The organism is Methylobacterium sp. WSM2598, assembly GCF_000379105.1.
Lineage (GTDB): Bacteria > Pseudomonadota > Alphaproteobacteria > Rhizobiales > Beijerinckiaceae > Methylobacterium.
The window spans coordinates 5,718,103-5,741,771 of record NZ_KB900609.1 but is presented as its reverse complement, the minus strand read 5'-3'; the positions used below and the strand labels follow the sequence as shown (position 1 = coordinate 5,741,771).

Below are 23,669 nucleotides of genomic sequence, written 5' to 3'. Positions count from 1 at the left end.
CAGGTTCGGGCGGACCACCTCAAACGACATCCGGTTGATTGCTTCGCCATCCCGAAGGGATCAAGCGGATGTGGTATGACACGCCCGATCCGGTCTCGGCGGCTTCAGAAATCCAGCTTGTCCCGCACCGCCTCGATGCCGGCGGCGGCGCAGGCATCGTCCTTGTCGCCCCCCGGCGCGCCGGAGACCCCGACCGCGCCGACGATGCCCCCGCCCGCCTCGATGGGCAGGCCGCCGGCCATGGCGACCACGTTCGGCAATCGTCCGAGCCCGGCATCGAGGCGCTTCGTCTCGATGCCCTTGGCGAACTCCGCCGTGGAGCTGCGAAAACTCAACGCGGTATAGGCCTTGGACGAGGCCGTGGTCGCCGCGGGCAGGCCGGCGAAGCGGTCGCGCAGCAGCACGAGGGGTGCGCCGAACCGGTCCATCACCACGATCGCGACCTGAAGCCCGTCCTCCCGGCACCTCCTCAAGGCCGCCTGGGCGATCTCGAAGGCGATGTCGGGCGAGACCGACTTGTAGGTGACGAGGGCCTCCTCGGCGGCGGCCGGGCGGGCGAGGAACACGCTCGCGAAGGCGACGAAGACCGCACGCCGGATGATCGCCTTACGGCCGCACATAGCTCCACCCCTGCTCCTGCCGCTCCATGATCTGCACCACTCCGGAGGGCACGATTGTCGCCTGCGGCAGCAGCGTGATCGGGTGCCCCTCGGCTCTCTCCATGGCGGTCTTCGTGTTGTTGCAGGCCGAGAACTGGACCTTCGCCGGGAAGCCGTAATCGGCGAAATGCGCGATTCGGTCGGCCACCGTCGATTTGTCGGCCCGGTACATGGCGAGGCCCGGTCCGAAGGCGACGATGTCGATCTCCACCTGTTCGTTCTTGGCGCGGTAGTAGTCGACGACGTTGGTGGCGTTGTTGAGCGTGAGGTTCATCGTGGCCGGATCGGCCGTGTCCACCTGGAACACGACGCGATGCCCCCCGCGTCCCTCGGCGGCCGAGACCGGGGCGGCGGCGAGCCCGGCCAGCAGGAACAGGATCAGGCGTCGAGCGGGCTGTCGCATGGCGGATCCCCGATCAGGGCCGGACCAGGATGTACCCGGCCTCGGCGAGCGTCATGAGTTGCACCACCCCGGCCTCGACCGGGATGGCGTGCGGATTGAGCGCCGGCCGCTGCCCGGTCGCACGGGCGACAGTCTCCACGGTGTTCATGCAGATGTCGAAGCGCACGTCCTGCGAGACGAGGCTGTCGACGCCGGCCCGGTGCGGGCTCTCCGCCCGCAGGATGTCGATGCCGGGTCCGAAGGCGACGACCTCGATGGCGACCTTGTCCGGTCCGTAGGCCTTGAGCACGTTGTTGGCGACGCTGAGCACGAGATCCTGCCGATGCGGCTCGCGCTCGGAGAGCTGGAGGGCGAGGCGATGCTCGGCGAAGGCCGATACCTCCGGCGCCGGGCCGCCGCCGACGGTCCCGGCCGCCTGCGCGGCGGCCGGGGCCAGGGCTGCGCCGAGCAGCAGCCTGCGCGGGAGGCCGAACCGGCTCACGCCGCCTTGCCGTAGCCGGGATTGTCCGCCACGCCTCCGACCTCGACCGGCTTGTCGGCGGACAGGGTGGCCTTGCCCGAGCGACCGAGATGAGCCTCCAGCACCTCCCAGACCGGCTTGCCCTCCTGCGGGTTCACCGAGGCCCAGCCCGCCACCTTGTAGGTCTTGGCCGGATCGAGGGGGCCGCCCCCGGTGAGGGTGAGGTTCGAGAGGCGCTTGCCGCTCTCGGCCCCAGGCTCGCAGCGGTAGCTCAGGCCGCCGACGCGGACCATGTCGCCGCCCTGCTGGTAGTACGGGTCCGGGTTGAAGAGGTTGTCGCAGACGTCCTCCATGATCGAATGGATCTGCGCGCCGGTCATCGGCTGGACGTAGACCTCCGAATAGGTCGTCGCGGTCTGCGCCAGCAGGTCGGCCGCCGTGATGTCGCCGCCGGCGAGCGTCGTCGTGCCCCAGCGAAAGCCCGGCGACAGGGAGATCTGCGCGTCGAGCTGCGCGCGCAGGGCATCGCAGAGCAGGTGGTCCATCGTGCCGGTGAAATTGCCCCGGCGGTAGAGCATGTCCCCGGCGGTGGCGAGGCGCCGCCCGAACGCGGCCGCGTTCGGGGCTTCGAGGGAGGTGATCAACGCCTCCATCTCGGCATCGGGCTTCAGGAGGTCGGCGAAGACCGGGAGCAGGCGGTAGCGGATGCCCCGCAGGGAGCCCGGGGCGAGGTCGAGATCGACCACCGCCAGGAACTTGCCGTTGGAGCCGGCATTCGAGACCAGCGTCTTGCCCCGGGAATTCGTCACCGCGACGGGCTCGGGCACCGCGTCGTGGGTGTGGCCGCCGAGGATCAGGTCGATCCCGGAGACCCGGCTCGCCAGCTTCAGGTCGACATCCATGCCGTTGTGAGAGAGCAGCACCACGGCATCGACCTTCTCCTTCGTCCGCAGGTCGTCCACCAGGGTCTGGAGTTCGGCGTCGCGGATGCCGAAGGTCCAGTCCGGCGTGAAGCGCTTCGGGTGGGCGATCGGCACGTAGGGGAATGCTTGACCGATGATCGCCACACGGCGGTCGCCGAACGCCTTCACGGTCGCCGGCTTGAATACCCGGCCGGAGGCGGAATCGAAGGCCGGCGCCTCGTTGAAGGCCGCTTCCTCCGTGAGGAACACGTTCTGCGCCAGGAACTCGCCCTTGAAGCGGTCGAGGTTGGCCCGCACCCCGTCCTGCCCGTAGGTGAACTCCCAGTGGCCGGTCATCGCCTCGATGCCCAGCAGGTTGGCCGCCTCGACCATGTCGGCGCCCTTGCGGGCGTTCGAGAGGCCGCTGCCCTGCCAGAGGTCGCCGCCGTCGACGAGCATGGCTCGGCCTCCCGGCGCCTCGGCGCGCAGGCGGGCGACGAGGCTCTTCAGGTGCGCGAAGCCGCCGAGCCGGCCGTAGCGTCTCGCGCCCTCCTCGAAGTCGAGATAGGTGAAGGCGTAGGCCTCCCGGCTGCCGGGGGCGATGCCGAACCGCTTCAGGAACGCCTCGCCGACGAGGTGCGGCGGGCGGCCCCGCATCGCGCCGATCCCGATGTTGACGCTCGGCTCCCGGAACAGGACCGGCCGCAGCTGCGCATGGGTGTCGGTCATGTGCAGGAGGCGCCCATTGCCGAACGGTTCAAGGTCGTAGAGCCCGGCACCGGCGTCCTGCGCCAGGGCGCGGCGCCACAGGAACGGCAGCGCCAGGGCCGCCCCCGCCTGGAGGAGCCGCCGCCGGGGCAGGCCGGCATTCGATCCGTCGAAGTCGCGCGTCATCGGATCACCGCATTCTTCCAGGCGGTCTTCTCCCGCTCGGTCTGGTCGATGGAGGCGCGGGCAAGGGCTTCGGCCTCCCGGGCCCGGGCGAGAGCCTCGTCGTAGCGGCCCGCCTCGGCCGCGGCCTTGGCGGCGGCGAGCGCCGTCGCCGTGGCGGGCCACTGGTTCTTGTTGGCGGCGGCCTTGTCGGAGAGCGCCTTGGCCGCCGCATAGGCATCGTTCGCCTCCTGCGCGCCTGCCGCCAGGACGGCCGGGGCCGGGAGCAGGAGGGCGACGAGGGCGGCGCGGGCGAATGCCGAAACCATGCCGGACCTCACGGACGCGCGCCGGGGCCGGAGATCGGCAGCCCGTTGCTCATGAAGGACAGGAAGTAATCGACGTCGCGATAGAGGACGTCGTCGGGGGCGAGCGGCGTGCCGCGCACCTGGCTGTTGCAGGACATGTAGCGGCGGGTCGCCGTGCCCATGCCGCCCCATTCCGAGCGGTAGATCGGCAGGGCCGCGGTGATGCCGAGCGCCGGCGCCAGCACCTCGGCGCGGATGCGGTTGCCGGGGTTCTGCACGTGGCAGCTCGCGCAGGAGAAGTTGAGCTGCCCCCGGCGGGTGTAGAAGTACTGCTTGCCGGCCTCGTAGGCCGCGAGCGCCCGCGGGTCGTTCGGCACCTCGATGGCGAAGGGCTTGCCGCGCGAGGTGAACGCCATGTAGGCCGTCACGGCGGCCATCTCGTCCTTCACGTAGGAATAAGGCTTCTCGCCGTTCTCGGTGAGGCAGAGGTTGACCGCGTATTCGAGCGTCACGACCTCGCCGAGCTTGGCGTCGAAGCGGGGATAGGTCTGACGAATGCCGATGCCGCCGTTCTCGAAGCAGTCCGCGAACGTCTTGCCGTTCTTGAACGGCGTCTCGAACAGCTCCTTGCCCTTGTCGACGGCGAAGTCGTAGGGAGGAAACTCTTCCTTCTCCTCCCATTGCTTGCGCATGCCCGCGTCCATCGCGTACGGCCCGTTCACGAAGTCCTCGTGCTTCACGTCCGGGAACTTCTCGTAGAAATAGGCCTGGAAGGCCTTCAAGTCGGCCTTGGGATCGGCCATCTCGGCGGCCGGCGCGCCGGCGATGCCGCTGGCGGCGAGGCCGAGGGCCATGGCGAACCCGGCCGCCCGAGCGAGGGCGGCACTCACCCGATCTTGGCGACGGAGGAATCCGTCTTGCCCAGGTTGTCGGTCCAGGTGACCTTGAGATCGTCGCCCTTCTTGGCGCCCGAGAACTTGAATTTGAGGTACGGATCCTTGGAGACCGCGGGTCCCCAGAAGGCGGTGAACACCACCTTGCCGCCGTGCTCGAAGGTGACGGTCTCGATGTAGTGCGGGGGGATCAACTCTCCCTTGGCATCCTTCACGTAGCCGGAATCCATGGGATGCTGGATGAGCGACTGGACATCGGTCTGGTCGCCGCTGGCGGTTGCGCGCACGCGGATGGTGGATGGCATCTGTGTTCCTCCCCTGGTGTGATCGTCGTCAGCCGCCGCAGCCGCCGACCGTGACCTTCACTTCCCTGGTGGCGCTGTAGAGCTTGCCTCCGGCCTCCACGACGGCGATGACCGGCGTGGTCTTGGCCATCTTCAGGCGGCTCGCCACGGTGGGGAGCGTGCCGGGCGCGAACTTGTACACGGCCGCGAGCGCGCTCGGGTTCTCGGCGACGAGGATCGCGATGGAGGTGACGTCCGGCAGGTCGGTGCTGACCGAGACGGGCACGACGGCGCCGTTCTCGGCGATCTCGGGGGCGTCGAGCTTGACCTTGTCGGAGGCGGTGGCGGCCTGCCCGAACAGCTTCTTCACGGCATCCGCCTCGCCCTTCTGCTTGAAGGCGTCGGCCGGGTAGGCGGCGTCGGGATTGGCGGAGGCGCGGAGCGGGAGACAGAAGGAGGCCGCCGCGATGACACTCCCGAGACCCGCCGCCCGGAGGACGAAGCGGCGGTCGAACATGTTGCTGTCGTAGGCAGCCATGACGGCCTCCCTTTCAGTACGAATACAGGTACTCGACGATGGACCGGATTTCCCGGTCGGAGAGGAGCAGGTTCCGGCCGAACGGCGGCATGACCGTCTCCGGATTGCGAAGGGTCTCGTCCCGGATGATCGCGACGACGTCTTCGCGGTTCGGATAGCGCTGCTTCAGGCCTGCCAGCGACGGGCCGATATTGCCCGGCAAGTCGCCGCCGGGGATCGCGTGGCAGGAGAGGCAGTTGCCCCGGCCCCGGTCGAACGCGATGGCCTTGCCCTCGGCCGCGTCGCCCTGCGCCAGGGCAGCGCCGGCCCGGGCAAGGACCAGGGTGGCGACCAGGAGTGCCGTAAAGGGATGCCGGCGCATGGGGGCCTCCTCCGGGGGCGTCATTTCGGCTGCATGTCGTCGAGGGGCCCCGTGGTGCGCGGGGTCAGGGTCTTGCCCTCGGCGGTCGAGGTGATGGTGATCGCCTTCGGATCGCGGCACTTCGCCATGCAAGGCTCGGCGCGGGTGTCGGGCCGCGGATCCTCCCAGGTGAAGTTGTCGCGGTTGGGCATCCTGACCTTGGGCAGGCTGTCCTTGTCGGCCACGAAGTCGCCGGGCACCAGGTTGTTGAGGTTCAGGATATAGGCGGTGAGCGCGTAGACCTCGTCAGGCGTCAGGCTGCGCGGGTTCGGAAACGGCATCGCCCGGTCGATGTAGTCGTAGAGAGTCGCCGCGAACGGCCAGTAGCTGCCCACCGTCGGCTCCGGTCGATCCGCCGTCAGGGTGCCTTCGCCGCCCGCGAGCTTGGGCCAGCGGTCGACGCCCTCGCCGAAGGTGCCGTGGCAGGCGGCGCATTTCTCGGCAAAGACCTCGCTGCCCTGATCGACGCTGCCTTTGCCTGCCGGAAGCCCGAGGCCGTCATGCCCGCGCACGTCGATGTTCCAGGCGTCGATCTGCGCCTGAGTCGGGCGCGTGCCGTAGCCGTAGAGGGGCTTGCCCCCGGCCGCGGCGGGGCCGGCGAGCGCGAGGAGCGCGCCGAGGGCGAGAAGGGCGTCAAGCGGTCTGGACATCGAACACGCTGCCATCCGGCTTCACCTGCCAGGTCTGGATCGAGTTGTTGTGGTAGACGGAATTCACGCCGCGGATCCTGCGCAGTTCCGCGATGGTCGGCTGCACGTAGCCGGTCTCGTCGATGACCCGGGATTCGAGCAGGGCCGGTGTGCCGTCCCACTGCCAGGGCAGGGAGAACCGGGTCAGGGCCTTCGACAGCACCGGCTCGTGCAGGGCGGCGGCCCGCCAGTTGGCGCCGCCGTCGACGGACACGTCGACCCGCTTGACCTTGCCGTTGCCGGTCCAGGCGAGGCCGCGCACCTCGTAGAGGCCCGGCTTGGTGAGCGGCTTCTCGGGGCACGGAAAGGTGATGACCGACTTGGCGTCGATGGCCCAGGTGAATCCCCTGGATTTCCCATCGGGCATCAGGTCGGTGTATTTGGACGTCTCCTCGCGGGAGTACCACGGCTGGTCGCCGATCTTGATGCGCCGCAGCCACTTGACGCTGACGTTGCCCTCCCAGCCCGGCACCACGAGCCGCAGCGGGTAGCCCTGCTCGGGCCGCAGCGCCTCGCCGTTCTGACCGTAGGCGATCAGGCAATCGTCCAGGCACTTGGACAGGGGCAGGGAGCGGTTCATGTGGGCGCCGTCCGCGCCCTCGAACATGACCCACTTGCCCTCGGGCTTCACGCCGACCTCGTCGAGGAGGGTCGAGAGCGTCACGCCGGTCCACTCGGCGCAGGAGATCATGCCGTGGGTGAACTGCAGGGAGTTGAGCTGCGCCGCGCGCCATTCCATGCCGCCATTGGCCGGGCACTCGATGAAGTGGATGCGCGAGACGGAAGGGTAGCGGACGATGTCGCCCATCGAGAGCAGCAGCGGGCGCTCCACGAGGCCGTGGATCATCAGGCGGTGCTGCTCCGGGTCCACGTCGGCCCGGCCGGCATGGTAGCGCTCGAAGAACAGGCCGTTGGGCGTGAGGATGCCCTGGAGATCCTGGATCGGGGAGAAGCTGATCGAGGATTGAGTGCCCGCCGTCAGCCAGGGCACGTTGCGACGGATGACGCCGGCTTCCTGCGCGGCGGGCTGGCCGTAGGGCCTGTCCACGACGCCGGCCCCGAGGCTCTGCGACCAGGGATACTCGGGCGGCGGCCCCGCCTCCCCGGCCCGGGCCGGGACCGGCAGCGCGGCGCCTCCGGCCCCCGCCGCGGCAAGGCGCAGGAAGGTCCGCCGGCCAAGGGAACGGCCAAGGGAACGGGCAAGGGGTAGCGTCGGCGCTCCGCCCCTCGGCGTGCGCCCGTCGGCCCGGTTCGTCACCGGCTTCCTCCCGAATGGACCGGCTTCTGCCGCTTCACTAGGGCTAGCCACCCGCCTTCAATCAGTCAATGCTAAAGTTAGAAAAGTCTGATATACGGGTCCCCGCCCTCTTGCGGCGGCTGGCTGACTGGCCAGGGCGGCGCGTTCGGGCGACCATGGTGACACCTTCCTCCCGCCCAACCCGATTGGGCCAGCCGGTTTTGCGAGACCATGCAGGCGACGACGATCGACGAGACGACTCTGGATGCCTTCGCGGCTCAGGCCGCCGAGGCGGTGCGCTTGTTGCGCCTGCTCGGAAATGAGCACCGGCTGATGATCGCCTGCTTGCTGATCGTGCATGGGGAACTGTCCGTCGGCCATTTGGTCGAGGAACTTCGGCTCAGCCAGTCGGCTCTGTCGCAGCATCTCGCGCGGATGCGAGAGGACGGAGTGCTGACATTCCGGCGGGAGGCCCAGACGCTCTACTACAGCATCAAGGACCCGAACGCCGTCGCGGTGATCGGACTTCTGAAGCAGCTTTACTGCAAGGACCTGTGAGGATGATCCGGCGGGCCGCGTTGATCCTGGCTGTCCTGCTCGCTGGGTCGGCGTCGGCGTCCGATTACGCGCCGATCGGCAAGCCGCTCGCCATCGCGCAGGTGCCTGGCAAACCGATCTATTACAGTCTCGGGAATACCGGTGTGCCGAGCCAAGCCAACGAGGGCAACACCTCGAATGGCGGCTTCGTGGTCACGGATGACGGGGTGGTGGTGTACGACGCCCTCGGCACGCCGAGCCTCGGCTGGGCGCTGCTGGAGCAGATCCGGACCATCACGGACAAGCCCGTGCGCTACGTCGTGGTGAGCCATTACCACGCCGATCACATCTACGGGCTGCAGGCGTTCAAGGATCATACCGGCGCCGTCGTGATCGCCCAGGAGCGGGCGGCGCAATACCGCGACAACGACGAGACCGCCGACGAACGGGCGGATGCCCGCCTGCGCCAGCGCCAGGGAGCGCTCGCCCCTTGGGTGGACGAGCACACGCGGATCGTCCCGCCCGACCTCACCTTCGCCGAGCGGGCGACCCTCACGCTCGGCGGCAAGCGCTTCGTGCTGCTCTATGCCGGGCCCGCCCATTCGGCGAGCGACATGATGATGATGGTCGAGCCCGACGGGGTGCTGTTCGCGGGCGACATCGTCCAGAACGGCCGCATCCCGCACATGAACAGCGACGACGTCGATACCGGCCGATGGCTGACGGCCCTGAAGCAGGTCGAGGGATTGAAGCCGCGCTTCATCATCCCCGGCCACGGCGAGCCTTCCACCGAGGCGGCCAAGGCCATCGCCTTCACGGCGGGGTACATCACCGACGTGCGACGGGTGATGAAGAACGCGGTCGACAGCTGGACCGATTTCGATGCCGCCTACAAGGCGGCCGACTGGTCCGCCTACGACAAGCTCCCCGCCTTCGCCGCCAACAACCGCGGCAACGCCTACCGCATCTTCCTGGAACTCGAGGGCGCGAATTTCACGGACGGGAAGAAGTCCGAGCCGTAGGCGGTCAGCCTCGCCGCTCCACGAGGTAATAGAGGCCGGCGCGTCCTCCCAGCGCGATCGACGCCAGGGCGATGGCCGACCCGACGGACAGCGTCGCGATCCCGGTCACGCCCTGGCCGATGGTGCAGCCCAGCGCGGTGATGCCGCCGGTGCCCATCAGGAACGCGCCGACGATGTGCCGCCGCAACTCGCCCGGGTCGTCCGGGGCCTCCCAGCGGAAGCGCCGCGCCTGCCGCGCCTCGACGAACGCCCCCACCAGCACGCCAAGGACCGAGGCGATCCCGAAATCGACCTGCATCCCGGATGCCACCATCGCGAAGAGCAGGGCGTCGCCGATGGGCCGGGCGAAGCTCAGCGACGTCGGCCGGCCGGTCCCGAAGGCATCGAACCCGGCGAATCCCGTCGCCCACCATCCCGCGGTCACGCACGATCCGATCACGACCGCCGCCGCGGCGAGCGTCCGGTCATTCCGGAAAGCTCCATCCGCGAAGGCATAAACGGTGAGGAGGGCGGCGCAGGCGGCCGCGAGGGCCATCGATGCGGGGCTCCCGACGCCGAGCAGGTCCGGAAGGAGCTGCAAGCGCCCGCCGGGGATCGACACGACGAGAGGATCAACCGCCATCACCCGCACGACGGCGGTGAGCCCCCGCATCGCCATGACCGCAGAGACGGCCGCGACGAGGAGAGCGATCAGGGCCTTCAGGTCCCCGCCGCCGAGTCGCAATAGATTCCCGAAGGCGCAATTGCCGACGAGGGCCATGCCGAACCCGAATGTCAGGCCGCCGAGAATCAAGGGTCCAATCGCGAGCTGTGGCGAGGCGTACAGCGTCCGGTGGAGTTCGAGCCCGTACAAGCGCAGGCCATGGACGCCGACCATCGCCACCGCGATGGCGAGCGCCCAGGCGCGCAGCCGCCGCGTGTCCTGGCCATAAACGGCATCTTCCAATGCGCCGAGCGTGCAGAAGCGGCCGCGCCGCGCCGCATAGCCGAGCACGCATCCGATCACGAGTCCAAGGACCGCGCGAATGACATGCGGCTCCATCACTCCCCCCATCAGCCCGCCGAACGAGATCGGCCCAGGCCCATCGACTTCAGAGAGACTTGGAGGCTCGCCTTAAGAGAAGCTTAGCGAAGGTCGAACGTGCGGGGATTGCGGAAGCAGCCTCCTCCGGGAACGCCCCACCGTTGCTCCGGCTTCGCTTCCTTGTTGCCGCGACGACGAGGTCCATGCGGGCCACTCCCGGGAGGCGGAAAGAGGGAAGCCCGACCTTCCCCATCCTCTCGTCCGTGCCGCCCGCGGATTCCTCGAGCCGGCCCCTCTGACCGAGGCGCCAGGATGAGGGGGCGGCGGCACAAGCGTGAAGATGATCGACGCCTCCGCCGCCGTCGCTGACTCGGGCCGCAGCTACTGTCCCCGAAGGAACTTCTGCAGCTCCTCAAGGGTCACCTTGCCGTCCTTGTTGGTATCGGCGGCATTGAAGATGCGCCTATGGATAGCTGTCACCTCGTCGAACGAGAGGGACCCGTCTCCATCCGTATCGGCAATAGCGAACATCATTCTCATCCTGAGGCCGTCATCCATCATGCCCCTGTTCATCCCGCCCATCATGTGGCCCATCATCCCCATTCCACACATGCCGCCTTGGCCCATGCCTCCCATGCCTCCCATCATGCCCGGCATCCCAGGCTGAGGAGGCTGGGCGCTTTGGCCGGGCGTGCTCATCGGAGCCGTTGGTGTCTGGGCGGTCGCGCTGGAGCTTGCGCCAGCAGCGAGAATGGCGGTGAGAGCGGTCACGCGCACCAGTGTGGCGAGGGTCATGGACCCCTCCTTCGGCTGCTACCGGGAACGGGCCGAGCCTGACCGTGCAATGCGAGACCCGGCCCGCTGCCCGCCGCGCGAGCTTTAGGTGCGGCGAGCACGGGAAATCTAGCACAGACGGGGGACACACCCGAGAGGCTCCCCCCGGATGCCATTCAACTCGGCCGCGACTAGCGCCTGTCGCCCGGCGCCTGAAAGTCCCTGCGGACACTGTCCGGGGAGGCCGAATCCGATTTCAAGCTTGCGCTTACCCGAACGGGGAAGGCCGGAGTCGCGACGCACGGGACTTCCGAGAGGCCGGTTTCGCGTGATCATCGGCCATTTCGGCAGCCCAAATCGAAATTCCGGAAATCGCGCACAGCCGAACAAGCCGTATGCGAGCGAGGCCGGCGCAGGGAAGCCGACCAGGAACGGGGCGGCGGCCACACCGTCCGTCGCCTCGTCGCGGCGCTCCGCGAGATCCGTCAGGCGCGCGTCGCCGGTCCGCAACAGGAAGCTCTCCTCAAAGCGCAGATCGACGATTCGGAAGCGCCGGCCGCCGCGGAACAGGTCTTCCCCGGAGGCCGGACCGTTGCAGGCGAACAGCACGGCGGTGCCGGCCTCCGCCTCAACCGGCGACACGCCGCGCGCCGAGAGGCGTCCGCTGCCCTCCAGCACGATGCTCAGGGAGAAGGTCGATGCCCCCGCGAGATCGACCGTGAGGTCCCGCTCCAGGAACGCGTCGACCACCACGATGGCGATGTCGGACGCGATCGGATCGATCCGCGCGCTCTGCGACCAGCCGAGGCGGGCCAGTCCCTCCGCCACAGCCTCCTGCCAGGAGGCGACCGGTGCGGCCTCCGCCGGCCCGTCGCGATGTGGATCCGACGACACGCCCCGTTCTCCCATGTGCGAAGACTCGACTTAGTACCGATGCCGTTAATGCCGGCCCCGAAAGCGTTTGACAATATCCATCGAAAAAGATGATGACACCACTGGCAATTTCGACGGCACTGCGGCAGTTTAGAAATGCTCTCAACAGGCAGGATATCATCAGTTTTTTTACGACTATAGCAACGTTTGTCGGTTTTCCGGCCCTGTCGCAGCCGGCAGGGGGCGAGATCAAGCTCGACGAAGTGATCATTACTTCAAACAAGCGCGCGCAGCGTCTGGACAGGGTCGACGCCTCGGTCACGGCGGTGACGGCGGCGCGGCTCGCCGACAACGACGTGCGCGATGTGAGCGATCTGCAGAAGGTCCTGCCCGGGATCGTGATCGAGAGCCGCGGCAACCGCGCCTACGCCAACTTCACGGTCCGCGGCATTTCCTCGCCGGACTTCTACAACCCGGTCATGCAGGTTTACGTCGACGGCGTGCCTCAGGCTTCGGCGAACCTGGCGCAGGACCTCTTCGACGTCGGCCGGATCGAACTCCTGCGCGGGCCGCAGGGCACGCTCTACGGGATGAACGCCTTCGCGGGCGTGCTCAACATCGCGACCGAGAAGCCGCGCTTCGCCCGCGCCGACGTGTTCGGCACCGCCTCCGAGCGCCTGTTCGAGATCGGCACCTCGACGACGAGCGTGCTCATCCCCGACGCGATGTTCCTCGATCTCGGCTTCAAGGAGCGCTCCTTCACCGGCCAGATCCGGGACATCGACCGCCATCGCGACGACGTCGACTGGTGGAACGGCCTCGGTGGTCGCGCTGCTTTGCGCTACGCGCCGCTCGGGAGTGCCTTCGACGCCAGCCTGATCGTCTCGCACGCTGCGCTCGCGCGAGGAGACCTACATCCTCGACTCCGACGTGAAGCGGCGCGCCTTCCGCTCCTCCGTCATCCCGTTCCCCTACAGCGTCCTGGGGCGCGAGACGACGACGGCCGGCCTGACCATGAACTACCGGTTGAACGACGTCACCTTCACCAGCGTGACGTCGTTCCAGGCCGTCGACCTCAACCGTCGCATCTTCGGGCAGTCCTTCCCCGAGACCTACCGGACCGTCTATCAGGAGTTCCGCGCGGCCTATGATGGGGCTGGTCCGTTCAAGGGCGTCGCGGGCGTCGTGTTCCTCGACAACCAGTTCACGCGCCGCGCCTCGGGCACGCGCAACGACGTGGATGCGCGCAGCGTCGCGGTGTTCGGCGAGGGCACCTACGCGCTCACCGACCGGCTCGACCTCACCGTCGGCACCCGTGTTGCGGTCGACTGGTCGTCGATCGGCTTCAACGGCGGCAGCTTCGGCTTCAACTTCGACAACGACGCGAGCTTCACGAATTTCCAGCCGAAGGTCTCCCTCGGCTACCAGGTCGACCCGACGACGCGGGTCTACGCCCTCGTCTCCGAGGGCTACAAGCCGGGCGGCTTCAACCGCGCGGTCTCCAACCCCCTCGACGCCGTCGCCTACAAGCCGGAGCGGGCCTGGAACTACGAGGTCGGCGCGCGCACCGAGATGCTGAACGGCCTCGCGACGGTGTCGGGTGCCTTCTACCGCATCGAAACCTCCCACCAGCAGATCAACGCCGGCCCGGTCGGCTTCCAGGTGCTGCGCAATGCCGCCGAGGGCACCAGCACCGGCGTCGAGGTCGAGCTGGCTCTGCGGCCCACCGACCGTCTGACGCTGACCGCGCAGGGCGCGTTCGGCCGCTCCGAGTTCTCCGGCTACGCCGATCCGATCACGGGCCAGCGCATCGCCGGGGGCCGCACGCCTCAGGCGCCGGACCTGGTGACCAATGTCGGGTTCCGCTACCTCATCGACCAGACCTGGCTGCCGGCCCAAATGGCCCTCACCGGCGCCGCCCGGACGGTGAGCCGCACCTACTTCGACCCGGCCAATACCTTCTCGCAGGGCTCCTTCACGACCTTCGATGCCGGGCTCGACGTCGTCTTCGATCCCGCCTCGACCCTGCGCCTGTTCGTCACCAATCTCACCGACCGCACCTACCGAACCTACAGCTTCGCCTACGGCCCGGCCACGCTCAGCACCATCGGCCAGCCGCGGATCGTGGGCCTGTCATGGCGGACGAGGTTCTGATGCGGCTGGGCGCCGGGACCGCCGTCGGGCTGGAGGCCCCGCTCGTCCCCGTCCCGGCCGCGATCGGCGGGATGTCCGTCGCCCGGAGCGTCGTGATGGGGATCGCGCGGGTGGGCCTGCCTGCCGTCATGCGCGAGGCCGGCCAGCCCCTCGACCGGATCGGGCTCGTCTCCCTCACCCTGCTGCCCCGGGTGCTCGAGGGCCTGTGGTCGGGAGCGGTGGAGCGCGACCGCCTGCCGCCGGCCGGACGGCGACGCATGTCGGCGAGCGTGGCCTGCGGGGCCGTACTCTCCGCCCTCGCGCTCGCCGCCGGGGCCGGGATCGGCCCCGCGGCCTTCGCGCCGCTCCTCGTCTGCCTCATCGCCGCCGCCCTGGCCAACGCCGCCATCGGCAGCGCCTGCGACGGCTTCGCCGTCGAGACCCTCCCGGCGAGCCACCGCGGCCGGGGCAACGCCGCGCAGGCCGGGGTCTCCTTCCTCGGCCCCCCAGTCGGCGGCGCCCTGCTCCTGGACCTGATCGCGGCGGCGGGCCGGACGGCCGCGAGTCTGGTTAGGGCGACGCCGGTCCTCGGCCTCAGCCAGCCTTTCCTCGTGCGCGCCTCGGCGCCTCGGCGCTCCGCGAGCACCGGCCCGGCCTCGCGGCGGCGCGCCTCGTGCCGCGCGCGGCGCGGCAGGCCGGCCCGGGCTGCGGCGCGACCGGCGCCGCCCTGCCCTCAACCGGAGAGACCATGGAGACCGGCATGACGGATTTCGGCACCCCTCCCGCCTCAGGCGACTTCGACCTCTCGCGCTGGCCCGTGGCCCGCTACCGGATGCCCGATCGCGTGCCCGATGCCGAGGCCGAGGCCCGCGTCGCCGAGTTCGACGCCCTGCTCGCCAGGGACGAGCGCTTCGTGCTGGACTTCCACGGCCCGGAGATGCCGAAGGATTCCTCGCGCTTCATGAAGGCGTACCGGGCCTGGTTCAAGGCGCGCAAGGACGCCCAGAAGCGCCTCTGCGCCGGCGCCGTCCGGGTCGAGCCCGACGCGGCGCGGCGCGGGTCCTTCGCCGTGAAGGCGATGTCCCTGATGAACAAGGCTTTCCTGCCCTACCCGTACAGGGTGGTCGCGAGCGACGCGGAAGCCGACGCCCAGGCGCGAGCATGGCTCGCCGCGTGAGCGCGCCCGAGCCCTCAGCGCCCTCCTCCCCGCCCGCGGGCGGGCTCGGCGCCACCTTCGCCCGCCTCGCGGGCCTCCTGCGCACGCGACCGCGGGCGATGGCGGCCGCCATCGCGTTCGGCCTCCTCGCCGCGCTCCTCGGCCTCGCCTGGCAGCTCGGCGTCACGCGCCTGATCCTCGACGCCCTGGAGCCCGCGCCCGACCGGGCCCGGATGGGCTGGACCGTGGCCGGGATCGCCGCCCTGGTCGTGGCGGGTCGTCTCGCCTTCCTGGGCTCGACCGCGCTCTCGCACAGCATCGCCGTCGACGTGCAGCGCGACCTGCGCCTGGCGCTTGCCGAGCACCTCGCCCGCGTGCCGGCGGCGGTGTTCGAGCGCTACGGCGGCAAGGCCCTGCGCCGCCTCGTCCTCGACGACGTCGAGAGCATCGAGGACGGCATCGCCCACCTCGTGCCGGAGGCGACCGCGACCTTCACCGCGCCGCTGATCGTCCTCGTCGGCCTCTTCGCCCTCGACTGGCGGCTCGCCCTGGCCGCCGCCCTGCCGATCCTCCTCGGCCTCGCGGCGATGCGGGCGACGACACGCGGCTCGGCCGACATCACCCGCGCGTACTACGAGCGCAGCGCCGAGACGGCGGCGCGGGCGGCCGAGCACGTCGCCGGGCTGCCGACCCTGCGCCTATTCGACGAGGACGACCGGGCCCTCGCGCGCCTGCGCGACATGACCGGCCGCTACCTCGCGGTGATCGGCGACTGCGTGCGCCGGGTGCTGCGGGCGAGCGCGCTGCTCCAGGTCTGCGTGACCTCCGGCCTGCTGATCGTGCTGCCCCTCGGGCTGTGGCTGCTGGCGCGGGGCGATCTGCCGGTCGCGCACCTCGTGCTCTTCGTCGTCTTCGCGCCGAGCCTCGGCGGCCTCGTCACCCGCCCGCCGAACTTCGCCTTCCGCTTCGCGCAGCAGGGCGAGGTGCTGGCCCGGCTCGACGCCCTGCTCGCCGAGGCGCCGTTGCCGCTTCCGGCCGCCCCCGTGAGCCCGGCGGACCGGACCGTGCGCTTCGAGGGCGTCGGCTTCCGCCGCGGCGAGCGCAAGGTGCTCGACGGGATCGACCTCGTGCTGGAGCCCGGCACGGTCACGGCGCTCGTCGGCGCGAGCGGGGCAGGCAAGACGACGCTCGCCAACCTGCTGCTGCGCGCCCAGGACCCGCACGAGGGCCGGATTACGATCGGCGGGGTCGACCTGCGCGATATGGCGCCCGACACGCTCCACGCCCTGGTGGGCACCGTGCCGCAGCACCCCTGGCTGTTCACCGGCACGGTCGCCGAGAACCTGCGCCTCGCCGCGCCCGAGGCCACGCCGCGGGCCATGGCCGAGGCCCTCGCGCGGGCCCGCGCGGCGGACTTCGTCGCCGGTCTGCCGGGCGGCGTCGAGGCGGTGCTCGCAGGCGGGGGGGCGGCGCTCTCGGGGGGCGAGCGCCAGCGCCTCAGCGTCGCCCGGGCGATCCTGCGCGACGCGCCGATCCTGGTGCTCGACGAGGCGACCGCAGCGGCCGACCCGGTCAACGAGCGCGAGATCCAGCGCGCCCTGGGCGCCCTCGCCCGCGGCCGGACGGTGCTCGTCATCGCCCACCGCCTCGCCTCGATCGTCGATGCCGACCGGATCGTGGTGCTCGACGCGGGCCGCATCGCGGAGAGCGGCGATCATGCCGGGCTGCTCGCGCGAGGTGGCCGCTACGCCCGCTACTGGTCGCTTCAGAACGGCGGCGCCGCGGGCCCCGGCGGCATTGGCCTTCCGGAGGATGCACACCATGCCGCAGCCCGCTGAGCGCCCGGTCTCCTGGTGGCGCGACCTCACCCGCCGGATGGAGCCCCGGATGCGGGTCCGCTACCGCATCGGGCTCGCCCTCCTCGCCACCGATGCGGGGCTCGCCGCGGTGCCGCTCCTGACGGCGGCGTGGGTCGTCCACGGCCTCGCCGCGGGAACCTGGACGGACGGGCGCTCGCTCGCCGCGACCGCCCTCGTGGCGGGGGCGTTCCTGGCCCGGATCGCCGTGATGCCGGTCGGCTTCGCCCGCGGCTTCGAGTCCGGCTATGGCGCCGTGGCAGAACTCCGGCTCGACCTGTTCGCCCATCTGCGGCGCCTCGGCCTCGGCGCGCTCGCGCGGGTCGGCGCGGGCGGCCTGGCGGACCTCGTGACCAACCGCTTTCGCTGGATCGAGGAAGAGGCGGGTTACGGCCTCGGCCGCCAGGTCGGGCAGGCCGCGCTCTCGCTGGTGCTGGTTGCGGCGCTCGGCGCGGTGCACCCGCTCTTCCTCGCCGCGGCGCTCGTCCTCGCGGGCCTCGCCGTCCTCGCCTACCGGGGCCTCGACCGCGCCCTCGCGCGGCTCGCCCGCGACCAGGCGAGCCTCGTCGCCGAGACCGCCGAGCGGATGGTCGAGTTTCTGGCCGGCCTGCCGGTGCTGCGCGCGATGGGGCAGGTCGACGCGCAGCGGGGCGCCTACCGTCGGCAAGTCGAGGCGCTGCACGCCTTCTACCGGCGGGCGATCGGCACCGTGGCTCCCCAGGTGAGCGCCGCGCGCATCCTCCTCGACCTCGCGGTGCTCGCCCTGGTTGGCGTCGCGGTCGCCTTGTTCACGAATGGCGCGATCGACGCGCCCGGCCTCGCCGTCGCGCTCCTCGTGTTGCTGCTCCTGCTCGCCCCCCTGGAGGCCTCCCTCGGCGAGGGCTTCATGATGCGCCTCGTCGGCGACGCCCATGCCCGCGCGGCCGCGATCCTGGCGCAGCCGGCCCTGGAGGACGGGACTGAGCCGGTCCGCCCAGGCGAGATCCGCTTCGAGGGGGTGCGCTTCGGCTACGGGCCGGGCCGGCCGGTGCTCGACGGGTTCGACCTCGCGCTCCCGGCCGGGCAGGTGACGGCGGTGGTCGGCCCGAGCGGCGCGGGCAAGTCGACGCTGCTGGCGCTCATCGCGCGTGCCTTCGACCCCGAGGCGGGACGGATCACGGTGGGCGGGCAGGACATCCGCGCGGTGCCTCTGGATCGGCACCTCGCCCGGCTCGGAGTCGTGCCGCAGGACGTGATCCTGTTCGCCGACACGCTGGCCGGCAACCTTCGTCTCGCCCGCCCCGGGGCGTCGCAGGCCGAGTGCCGGGAGGCGGCCGAGCGGGCCTGCTGCGGGGACTTGGTGGCGCACCTGCCGCAGGGCTTCGACACGGTCCTCGGCGAGGGTGGGCGCGACCTCTCCGGCGGCGAACGCCAGCGGGTCGCGATCGCCCGCGCTATCCTCAAGGACGCGCCGATCGTGCTGCTCGACGAGGCGACCTCGGCCCTCGATGCGGAGAGCGAGCACGGTGTCGGCGAAGGGCTGCGGGCGCTGTTCCGGGACCGGACCGTGGTGATGGTGGCCCACCGGCTGCAGACCATCGCGCGGGCCGACCACATCGTGGTGATGGAGGCCGGTCGCGTCGTCGACAGCGGCACGCCGGCCGAGCTCGAGGCACGCTGCGCCCACTATCGCGACCTCTGGGACGCCTACCGCGACACCGAGCGCTGGCGGCTGAGGGGCTGACGCGCCTCTCCTCTCCCGGCGGTCGTCGAGGAGGACCATCGGTTCCCGATCTCGGGCCTACCCGAGACCGGGGTGATACGACATCCGCATTGCGAAGCAATCAACCGGATGTCGTATGACGCCTCGGCATCCTCGGCTGCTGGTTTTCATCGCGGCAGCGCCCGAATCCGCCGCGCCAAGTCCGGGGCGCCGAGGATCGACCAATGGTCCGCCTCGACCGGCATGGGCGTGGCGCGGCCGGCGAGCAGAGTCTCCCACTCGGCGAGGGCATCGCCCCAGCCCGGCGGGCGCCGGGCCGCGGTGAAGACCGTGACCTCCGGGCCGGCCGGCAGCGGCGCGAGCCTCGCCGCGACCATGGCGCGCAGGTTGGCGGCGACCACGCCGAGGAAGCGATCCAGCCCGGCCTCGTCGGCGAGGAGCGAGGCGGGCAGGCCCTGGCCCGCGAGCAGCCGGCGCCACAGGCCGCGCCGCCCCGCCTCCGGCATGGCATCGATCGACCCCGCATCGTGCCCGTCCGCCGCCAGGGCGGCCCGCGCCGCGTCCCCCGCGCAGGCGAGGAGCAGGCCGCCCGGGGAGCGGATTCCTGCAAAGGGCGCGCGGGGCGAGGGATCGACCAGGATCACGCGCGCCACCGGCTCGCCGGCCGCGAGGAGGTCCTGAGCGAGCTGTCAGGCCGTGTGCGCGCCCATCGACCAGCCGAGGAGCTGGTGGCCGCCCTCAGGGGCCGGCCCGAGACATGCGCGGTGCCGGTGCGCGAGGACGTCGAGACGGTCGACCGGCGCCTCGCCGGGCCGGAGACCCGGCGCGTCGAGGGCGAGGACGGCTCTGGCGCCGTCGAGCCCCTCGGCGAGGGGGCGGTAGGCGGCGGCGAAGCCGTCGCTGGCGTGCAGGCAGACGAGCGGCGCGCCCGGCCCGCCGCAGAGCAGGGCCGGGCGCGGCGCGGCCCCGGCCTCGGCCTGCGCGAGGGCGTGCTGGCGGCCCGCGCGGCGGCGCCCGCCGGCGTCGTGGAGCGCCTGCGCCGGGCCGATCCCGACCTCGTCGAGGCGGTCGGCGGCTACTTCGCCCTGCCCGGCTCGCCCCTGTGGGACCGGCTCGCCGCAGGGCGGATCCGCTACTGCCTCCTGCGGGCGCGGCGGCGGCCCGGACCGGCCGGGCGGCCGGAGGCGGGCGACGCGGCCCACCTGCGCGGACGCCCGCGGCGGATGGCCGGCCTTCTGGAGCAGGCCGACGCGGCCGTGCGGGCGGCGCGCGCCTGGTTCCCCTTCGGCGGGCCGCACCCGGAGGCCGCCGCCAACGTCCTCGCATTCCCGTTCGCGGCGGGCGGCGCCTCGGTCTTCCGCGGCTGGGAGGCGCACCTGCCGGAGGGCGTCCGCTTCTGCCCGGTCCAGCTCCCGGGGCGCGAGCACCGGGTCGGCGAGCCTGCCTTCCGCAGCGTGGAGGCGGCCGCGGAGGCGCTGCTGCCGCTCCTCGACTCCGTCCGGCACCGGCCTCTCGCCCTCGTCGGCTGGAGCCTCGGCTGCAAGATCGCCTTCGCCCTCGCGCGGCGGCTGGACGAGACCGGGACCGTCGCGCGCCTGCTCATGCTGGGCGCCTGCCCGTCGCCGGATCGGCCGGTCCCCGCATCGCTCCTGCCGCGGCCGGGCGAGAGCTGGGCGGAGCCGCTGCGCCGCCTCGGCGGCAGCGCCGAGGCGGTCCTGGCCCATGACGGGATGCTCGGGACGCTGCGCGACTCCCTGGAGGGGGACTTCGCCATGGCGACCGGCTACCACAGCGAGGCGGTGGTCGCGGCCCCGATCCTGGCGGTCGCGGCTGAAGCCGACGCCCTGGTGTCGATGGAGGCGGTCGAGGCCTGGGAGGCCCGGACCTCGGCCGGTTTCACCCTCCACAGGCTGCCCGGCGGCCACTTCGCCCTGCGTGACGAGGGACCCGCGCTGGCCCGCCTCCTCGCCGGCCGGCTTGCCGGACCGCCGTCCGGCCCCGCGGCGCAGGACCCGCGCGCCTGGTTCCCCTTGACGCCCTCGCCGCCGCGGGGCCGGCCGCAGGTCGTGTGCTTCCACCACGCGGGCGGCAATGCCGGGTTCTTCCGGCCCTGGCTCGATGTGCCGGCTCTCGCGGGCGTCGCGGTCTGCCCCGTCGAACTGCCGGGGCGCGGCGGCCGCTTCGGCGAAGCGCCGCGCGGACCTCGCGGGCGTCGCCCGCGCCCTGTCCGACCTCCTCGCCGCGCATCTCGACTGGAGCCGGCCGGTCATCCTGTTCGGGCACAGTCTCGGCGCCCTGATCGCCTACGAGACCGCCCTCCGCCTCGAAGGGAGCGGCCTCGTCCCGGCCCACCTCGTCGTCTCGGCCCGGCGGGCGCCGGACGTCCCCACGCCGCAGCCGTTGCGGCACACGCTGGTGGACGACGCGCTCCTGGCCGAACTCGCCCGCATCGGCGGCACCGACGCGGCAATCCTCGCACACCGGGAGCTGATGGCGCTCCTGCTGCCGGCGATCCGCGCGGATTTCACCCTGACCGACCCCTATCACCGCCCCCAGCCGGAGGCGCTCGACTGCCCGATCCTGGCGATCCGCGGGCAGGACGACGCCGAAATCGGCGAGGCCGACATGGCCGGGTGGGAGGCCGCCACCCGCTCCGGCTGCGCGCGCTGGCACCCGGCAGGCGGGCACTTCTACCTCGCGGACCCGCCGGTCCGGAGCGCCCTCGCCGAGCGCCTCGCCCGCCTCGCGGCGGCCGCCGGCTGATGCCGGCCGCGTCCCCCGCCGCCCGGACGGAAGCCCCTCGCAAGGTGGATCCGCGGCAAGGGACGCGCCGCGTTCCCGTTGCTGCTGGTCCTCGCGCCGGCGGGGGCCGGCGCCCATGGCTGGGGGGTGAGCGAGATCGAGATGGCGCTGCGGCGCGCCTCCAAAGGCTGCGTGCTGGGCGTCACCGGCCAACACAGCGTCTGGTCCTGGATCACGGAACGCCCCATTGCCGGCACGGCCGAGGACATCGCCAAGGGGCTCGCGGAGACGGATTGGATCCGCCTGTCAGCTGGGGCGGGCCCGAAGGGGCGCGCCTGTTCGACTGGGCCTACCTGCCTCTGGCCACCCTGCCGGCCAGCGCCCTGGATCCGGCCCTCGATGAGAGCGAGTGGACGCGCGGCCTGCTGGTCCGGCGCAGCCTGTCGGACGGGGCTCTGGCCTCCTTCACGACCTGGTGCCCCGCCGGCACGCCCGTCACGAGGCTGGTGGCGGTGGAGGGCCGGCGCTGGGCGATCGAGGATGCCTTCGAGACCGCCAAGACGGAACTCGGCTTGGCCCACGACGAGAGCCGCTCCCGGCATGGCTGGCACCGGCACGTCCCGTTGGTGATGCTGGCCTTCGCCTTGCTGGCGCGGGTCCGCCGGTTGGCAAATGGCGCGCCCCCAAAACCCGCGCTCATCGCCACGCCCGCCGGTGCCCCGGTCGGTCCAGGAGATCCGGCGCGTGGCGATGCGGCCAGCACAGCGACGCATTGGGCCCGCTGTCGTCATCGCTTGGTCAGCCCGGAGACGCGCTCACCAAGCGGCAGCCCAAGAGGCGCATCTGAAGCGACGCAGGCAACCGTCATCCCACTCGGCGCGTGTCAGACGATGCCGCTCTTCTCGTACGGCCAGGGCTTCCCGAGATACTGGGCCACACGAGCCGGATCGTTTCCGACTTCCTCGACTGCCTGCTCGATCTTCTCGGCAGGCTCCTGGAAGCGTCGGGCCCAGAATGCTCGTGTCCCCGGATCGTCCAGAAGCACGACCTCCGGATCACCGACAGGCTGGCCGTGAACAGCTTCTGCCATGGCGCTCCTCCTCATCTTCTCTGGTCCACATGTGGGGACGCTCCCGACGGTATCCAGCGAGGCAAAGGTCCTACGGGGCGGGGGATCCGGAAAATTATAGAAATCCAAGGACAAAATACCGCATCTGGTCTCATGCAAAGATTTTTTTCCAGCTGAGGCGTTGCACCAAAAGGAGATTGCGATGACGAGATCTTTGGGCATCGGGCGCGGAGGTGCAAGGCCGGGTGCGGGACGTAAGCCGTCGCCGCGACCTGTCCCAGCAACTGGCCCTGGGCTCGTGGTGGAGGAAGTGGCCGCCTTGGGCGAGAGGCCGGAGACGATCGCAGCGGCACTTCGGATCACAGTTGCCTACCTGCAGCGTGATCAGCGCGACGCTCTCCTGTACGGCCAAGCTCGGTGCCGGTGCCAGGCGATAGGATTGCTGTTCGCCAAAGCCCGGGCAGGGAACCTGTCGGCCATTCGGAAGATCCTGCAGCTGACGGCCTCAACGGCAGCAGAGCCAGTGCGCCTGCGGCAGCTCGGCAAGCAAGAGGCTGCTCAGGAAGCAGCCAAAACGGCTGGCGCGGGCAGCGAGCGGGGAGAGGATCTCATCCCTGCCGAGTGGCGCTCACATTGAGCGCGCAAACTATTTGAGTGCGTCCGCCGAGACGGACGAGCGCTGCAACAGACCTGGACACGGTCCATGGGGCGACCGATGTACATTGGCGACGGTATGTTATACTAATGTAATGACCAGCATCATTGTTGTGGCGCCCTCGCTACTCGGTGTTTTGACTTATTTTCTTACGCCAATGGGAGACGTGGCTCGGCGGTTCCGCGGCTCTCGAATTTTCGCCAAGCCTCTGGTTCGCCAAGCCTCTGGTTCGCCAAGCCTCTGGTTCGCCAAGCCTCTGGCTTGAAATCGAAAATTCGAGATGGAGCAACGGCTCGATGCGTCAGCATCCTGAGCCTTTGGTATGACGCGGCGGCGATTGCGGGCGACCTCCTTGACACCATCGCCAACAGGTGGACCGTAAGGCTTTCTTGGCCCGGGCGCGCGAGCGCCCGTGGCTGGAGGCGGACTTCCGCACCAAGGCGCGGGCCGAACTCGCTGGACCCGGAGCCGGTCCCACTCGCT

27 protein-coding genes and 2 pseudogenes are annotated in these 23,669 nt (G+C 70.8%); 12 read left to right on the top strand and 17 right to left on the bottom strand.

From position 1 onward, the window contains the following. Nucleotides 1-104: 104 nt before the first annotated feature. Genes MET2598_RS0126890 through soxC form a run of 11 tightly spaced genes read right to left on the bottom strand, consistent with a single transcriptional unit; the run spans nucleotide 105 to nucleotide 7,568 of the window. Complete coding sequence (locus MET2598_RS0126890; RefSeq protein ID WP_012330141.1) at nucleotides 105-620, bottom strand: GlcG/HbpS family heme-binding protein; 516 nt, start codon at nucleotides 618-620, stop codon at nucleotides 105-107. Further along, nucleotides 607-1,062: a DsrE family protein gene (locus MET2598_RS0126885; protein WP_018262975.1), complete on the bottom strand. Its 456-nt coding sequence runs from the start codon at nucleotides 1,060-1,062 to the stop codon at nucleotides 607-609. Before MET2598_RS0126885 ends, MET2598_RS0126890 begins: the two co-directional genes overlap by 14 nt. Before the next feature lie 13 nt (nucleotides 1,063-1,075). Beyond that, entirely contained in the window at nucleotides 1,076-1,543 is a 468-nt protein-coding gene (locus MET2598_RS0126880; RefSeq protein WP_018262974.1) for a DsrE family protein, read from the bottom strand. Then, nucleotides 1,540-3,318 carry a thiosulfohydrolase SoxB gene (soxB, locus tag MET2598_RS0126875; RefSeq protein ID WP_018262973.1) on the bottom strand — a complete coding sequence of 593 codons (1,779 nt, stop codon included), beginning with the start codon at nucleotides 3,316-3,318 and terminating at the stop codon, nucleotides 1,540-1,542. The genes MET2598_RS0126880 and soxB overlap by 4 nt, the downstream gene beginning before the upstream one ends. After that, nucleotides 3,315-3,623: a hypothetical protein gene (locus MET2598_RS0126870; RefSeq protein ID WP_012330145.1), complete on the bottom strand. Its 309-nt coding sequence runs from the start codon at nucleotides 3,621-3,623 to the stop codon at nucleotides 3,315-3,317. The genes soxB and MET2598_RS0126870 overlap by 4 nt, the downstream gene beginning before the upstream one ends. 8 nt (nucleotides 3,624-3,631) lie before the next feature. Next, a complete protein-coding gene (gene soxA / locus MET2598_RS0126865) occupies nucleotides 3,632-4,456 on the bottom strand; it encodes a sulfur oxidation c-type cytochrome SoxA (protein ID WP_018262972.1) in 825 nt (274 codons plus the stop codon). A gap of 32 nt (nucleotides 4,457-4,488) precedes the next feature. Further along, nucleotides 4,489-4,800, bottom strand: coding sequence for a thiosulfate oxidation carrier complex protein SoxZ (gene soxZ, locus MET2598_RS0126860; protein ID WP_012330147.1), 312 nt, complete (start codon nucleotides 4,798-4,800; stop codon nucleotides 4,489-4,491). 28 nt (nucleotides 4,801-4,828) lie between these two features. Then, the gene (soxY, locus tag MET2598_RS0126855; RefSeq protein WP_012330148.1) at nucleotides 4,829-5,317 is read right to left on the bottom strand and encodes a thiosulfate oxidation carrier protein SoxY; all 489 of its coding nucleotides are present in this window, start codon (nucleotides 5,315-5,317) and stop codon (nucleotides 4,829-4,831) included. A 13-nt stretch (nucleotides 5,318-5,330) separates the two neighbouring features. Further along, nucleotides 5,331-5,678, bottom strand: coding sequence for a sulfur oxidation c-type cytochrome SoxX (gene soxX / locus MET2598_RS0126850; RefSeq protein WP_018262971.1), 348 nt, complete (start codon nucleotides 5,676-5,678; stop codon nucleotides 5,331-5,333). A gap of 20 nt (nucleotides 5,679-5,698) precedes the next feature. Further along, nucleotides 5,699-6,367 (bottom strand): c-type cytochrome, encoded by a 669-nt coding sequence (locus MET2598_RS0126845; protein WP_018262970.1) that lies wholly within the window; start codon nucleotides 6,365-6,367, stop codon nucleotides 5,699-5,701. Continuing rightward, the gene (gene soxC, locus MET2598_RS0126840; RefSeq protein ID WP_036271031.1) at nucleotides 6,351-7,568 is read right to left on the bottom strand and encodes a sulfite dehydrogenase; all 1,218 of its coding nucleotides are present in this window, start codon (nucleotides 7,566-7,568) and stop codon (nucleotides 6,351-6,353) included. The genes MET2598_RS0126845 and soxC overlap by 17 nt, the downstream gene beginning before the upstream one ends. 306 nt (nucleotides 7,569-7,874) lie before the next feature. On the opposite strand from soxC, the gene MET2598_RS0126835 reads away from it, so the two are divergent. After that, on the top strand, nucleotides 7,875-8,201 hold the full coding sequence (locus tag MET2598_RS0126835; protein ID WP_018262968.1) for an ArsR/SmtB family transcription factor: 327 nt from the start codon (nucleotides 7,875-7,877) through the stop codon (nucleotides 8,199-8,201). Nucleotides 8,202-8,203: 2 nt separating this feature from the next. Continuing rightward, nucleotides 8,204-9,202, top strand: coding sequence for an MBL fold metallo-hydrolase (locus MET2598_RS0126830; protein ID WP_018262967.1), 999 nt, complete (start codon nucleotides 8,204-8,206; stop codon nucleotides 9,200-9,202). 4 nt (nucleotides 9,203-9,206) lie between these two features. Here MET2598_RS0126830 and MET2598_RS0126825 read toward each other — a convergent pair whose 3' ends face one another. From MET2598_RS0126825 to MET2598_RS0126815, 3 genes are all read right to left on the bottom strand, one after another. Beyond that, nucleotides 9,207-10,244, bottom strand: a complete 1,038-nt coding sequence (locus tag MET2598_RS0126825; RefSeq protein WP_018262966.1) for a YeeE/YedE family protein — start codon at nucleotides 10,242-10,244, stop codon at nucleotides 9,207-9,209. Nucleotides 10,245-10,607: 363 nt separating this feature from the next. Continuing rightward, on the bottom strand, nucleotides 10,608-11,021 hold the full coding sequence (locus tag MET2598_RS0126820) for an EF-hand domain-containing protein (RefSeq protein WP_018262965.1): 414 nt from the start codon (nucleotides 11,019-11,021) through the stop codon (nucleotides 10,608-10,610). 108 nt (nucleotides 11,022-11,129) lie between these two features. Then, the gene (locus tag MET2598_RS0126815) at nucleotides 11,130-11,894 is read right to left on the bottom strand and encodes a hypothetical protein (protein WP_018262964.1); all 765 of its coding nucleotides are present in this window, start codon (nucleotides 11,892-11,894) and stop codon (nucleotides 11,130-11,132) included. Between the two features lie 89 nt (nucleotides 11,895-11,983). Between MET2598_RS0126815 and MET2598_RS43110 the strand changes: the two genes are divergently transcribed. From MET2598_RS43110 to MET2598_RS38270, 6 genes are read left to right on the top strand one after another with little or no spacing between them, the layout of a single operon-like run. Continuing rightward, the gene (locus MET2598_RS43110; RefSeq protein ID WP_084673938.1) at nucleotides 11,984-13,024 is read left to right on the top strand and encodes a TonB-dependent receptor plug domain-containing protein; all 1,041 of its coding nucleotides are present in this window, start codon (nucleotides 11,984-11,986) and stop codon (nucleotides 13,022-13,024) included. Then, complete coding sequence (locus MET2598_RS37450; RefSeq protein ID WP_236728928.1) at nucleotides 12,924-14,027, top strand: TonB-dependent receptor; 1,104 nt, start codon at nucleotides 12,924-12,926, stop codon at nucleotides 14,025-14,027. Before MET2598_RS43110 ends, MET2598_RS37450 begins: the two co-directional genes overlap by 101 nt. After that, complete coding sequence (locus MET2598_RS37445; protein ID WP_051086532.1) at nucleotides 14,009-14,770, top strand: hypothetical protein; 762 nt, start codon at nucleotides 14,009-14,011, stop codon at nucleotides 14,768-14,770. Before MET2598_RS37450 ends, MET2598_RS37445 begins: the two co-directional genes overlap by 19 nt. Beyond that, nucleotides 14,755-15,183, top strand: coding sequence for a hypothetical protein (locus MET2598_RS0126800; RefSeq protein WP_018262961.1), 429 nt, complete (start codon nucleotides 14,755-14,757; stop codon nucleotides 15,181-15,183). Before MET2598_RS37445 ends, MET2598_RS0126800 begins: the two co-directional genes overlap by 16 nt. After that, nucleotides 15,168-17,000, top strand: coding sequence for an ABC transporter ATP-binding protein (locus MET2598_RS37440; protein WP_018262960.1), 1,833 nt, complete (start codon nucleotides 15,168-15,170; stop codon nucleotides 16,998-17,000). The genes MET2598_RS0126800 and MET2598_RS37440 overlap by 16 nt, the downstream gene beginning before the upstream one ends. Then, complete coding sequence (locus MET2598_RS38270; protein WP_018262959.1) at nucleotides 16,984-18,741, top strand: ABC transporter ATP-binding protein; 1,758 nt, start codon at nucleotides 16,984-16,986, stop codon at nucleotides 18,739-18,741. Before MET2598_RS37440 ends, MET2598_RS38270 begins: the two co-directional genes overlap by 17 nt. Before the next feature lie 146 nt (nucleotides 18,742-18,887). Here MET2598_RS38270 and MET2598_RS0126785 read toward each other — a convergent pair whose 3' ends face one another. Further along, on the bottom strand, nucleotides 18,888-19,373 hold the full coding sequence (locus MET2598_RS0126785) for a hypothetical protein (protein WP_018262958.1): 486 nt from the start codon (nucleotides 19,371-19,373) through the stop codon (nucleotides 18,888-18,890). 36 nt (nucleotides 19,374-19,409) lie between these two features. Then, entirely contained in the window at nucleotides 19,410-19,922 is a 513-nt protein-coding gene (locus tag MET2598_RS43910; protein WP_442919014.1) for a thioesterase domain-containing protein, read from the bottom strand. A 21-nt stretch (nucleotides 19,923-19,943) separates the two neighbouring features. Between MET2598_RS43910 and MET2598_RS43905 the strand changes: the two are divergent. The 3 genes and pseudogenes from MET2598_RS43905 to MET2598_RS39900 form a co-directional block, all read left to right on the top strand. After that, nucleotides 19,944-20,624, top strand: a pseudogene (locus tag MET2598_RS43905) (thioesterase II family protein); the annotation flags it as partial. 187 nt (nucleotides 20,625-20,811) lie between these two features. Then, nucleotides 20,812-21,483 (top strand): thioesterase II family protein, encoded by a 672-nt coding sequence (locus tag MET2598_RS37430; RefSeq protein ID WP_084673936.1) that lies wholly within the window; start codon nucleotides 20,812-20,814, stop codon nucleotides 21,481-21,483. 120 nt (nucleotides 21,484-21,603) lie between these two features. Further along, nucleotides 21,604-22,151 (top strand): annotated as a pseudogene (locus MET2598_RS39900) (IS701 family transposase); the annotation flags it as partial. 194 nt (nucleotides 22,152-22,345) lie between these two features. On the opposite strand, the gene MET2598_RS0126765 reads toward MET2598_RS39900, so the two are convergent. Next, nucleotides 22,346-22,552, bottom strand: a complete 207-nt coding sequence (locus MET2598_RS0126765) for a DUF3606 domain-containing protein (protein ID WP_018262955.1) — start codon at nucleotides 22,550-22,552, stop codon at nucleotides 22,346-22,348. Nucleotides 22,553-22,970: 418 nt separating this feature from the next. Between MET2598_RS0126765 and MET2598_RS43105 the strand changes: the two genes are divergently transcribed. After that, nucleotides 22,971-23,168, top strand: coding sequence for a hypothetical protein (locus MET2598_RS43105; RefSeq protein WP_236728818.1), 198 nt, complete (start codon nucleotides 22,971-22,973; stop codon nucleotides 23,166-23,168). Nucleotides 23,169-23,669: the final 501 nt, after the last annotated feature.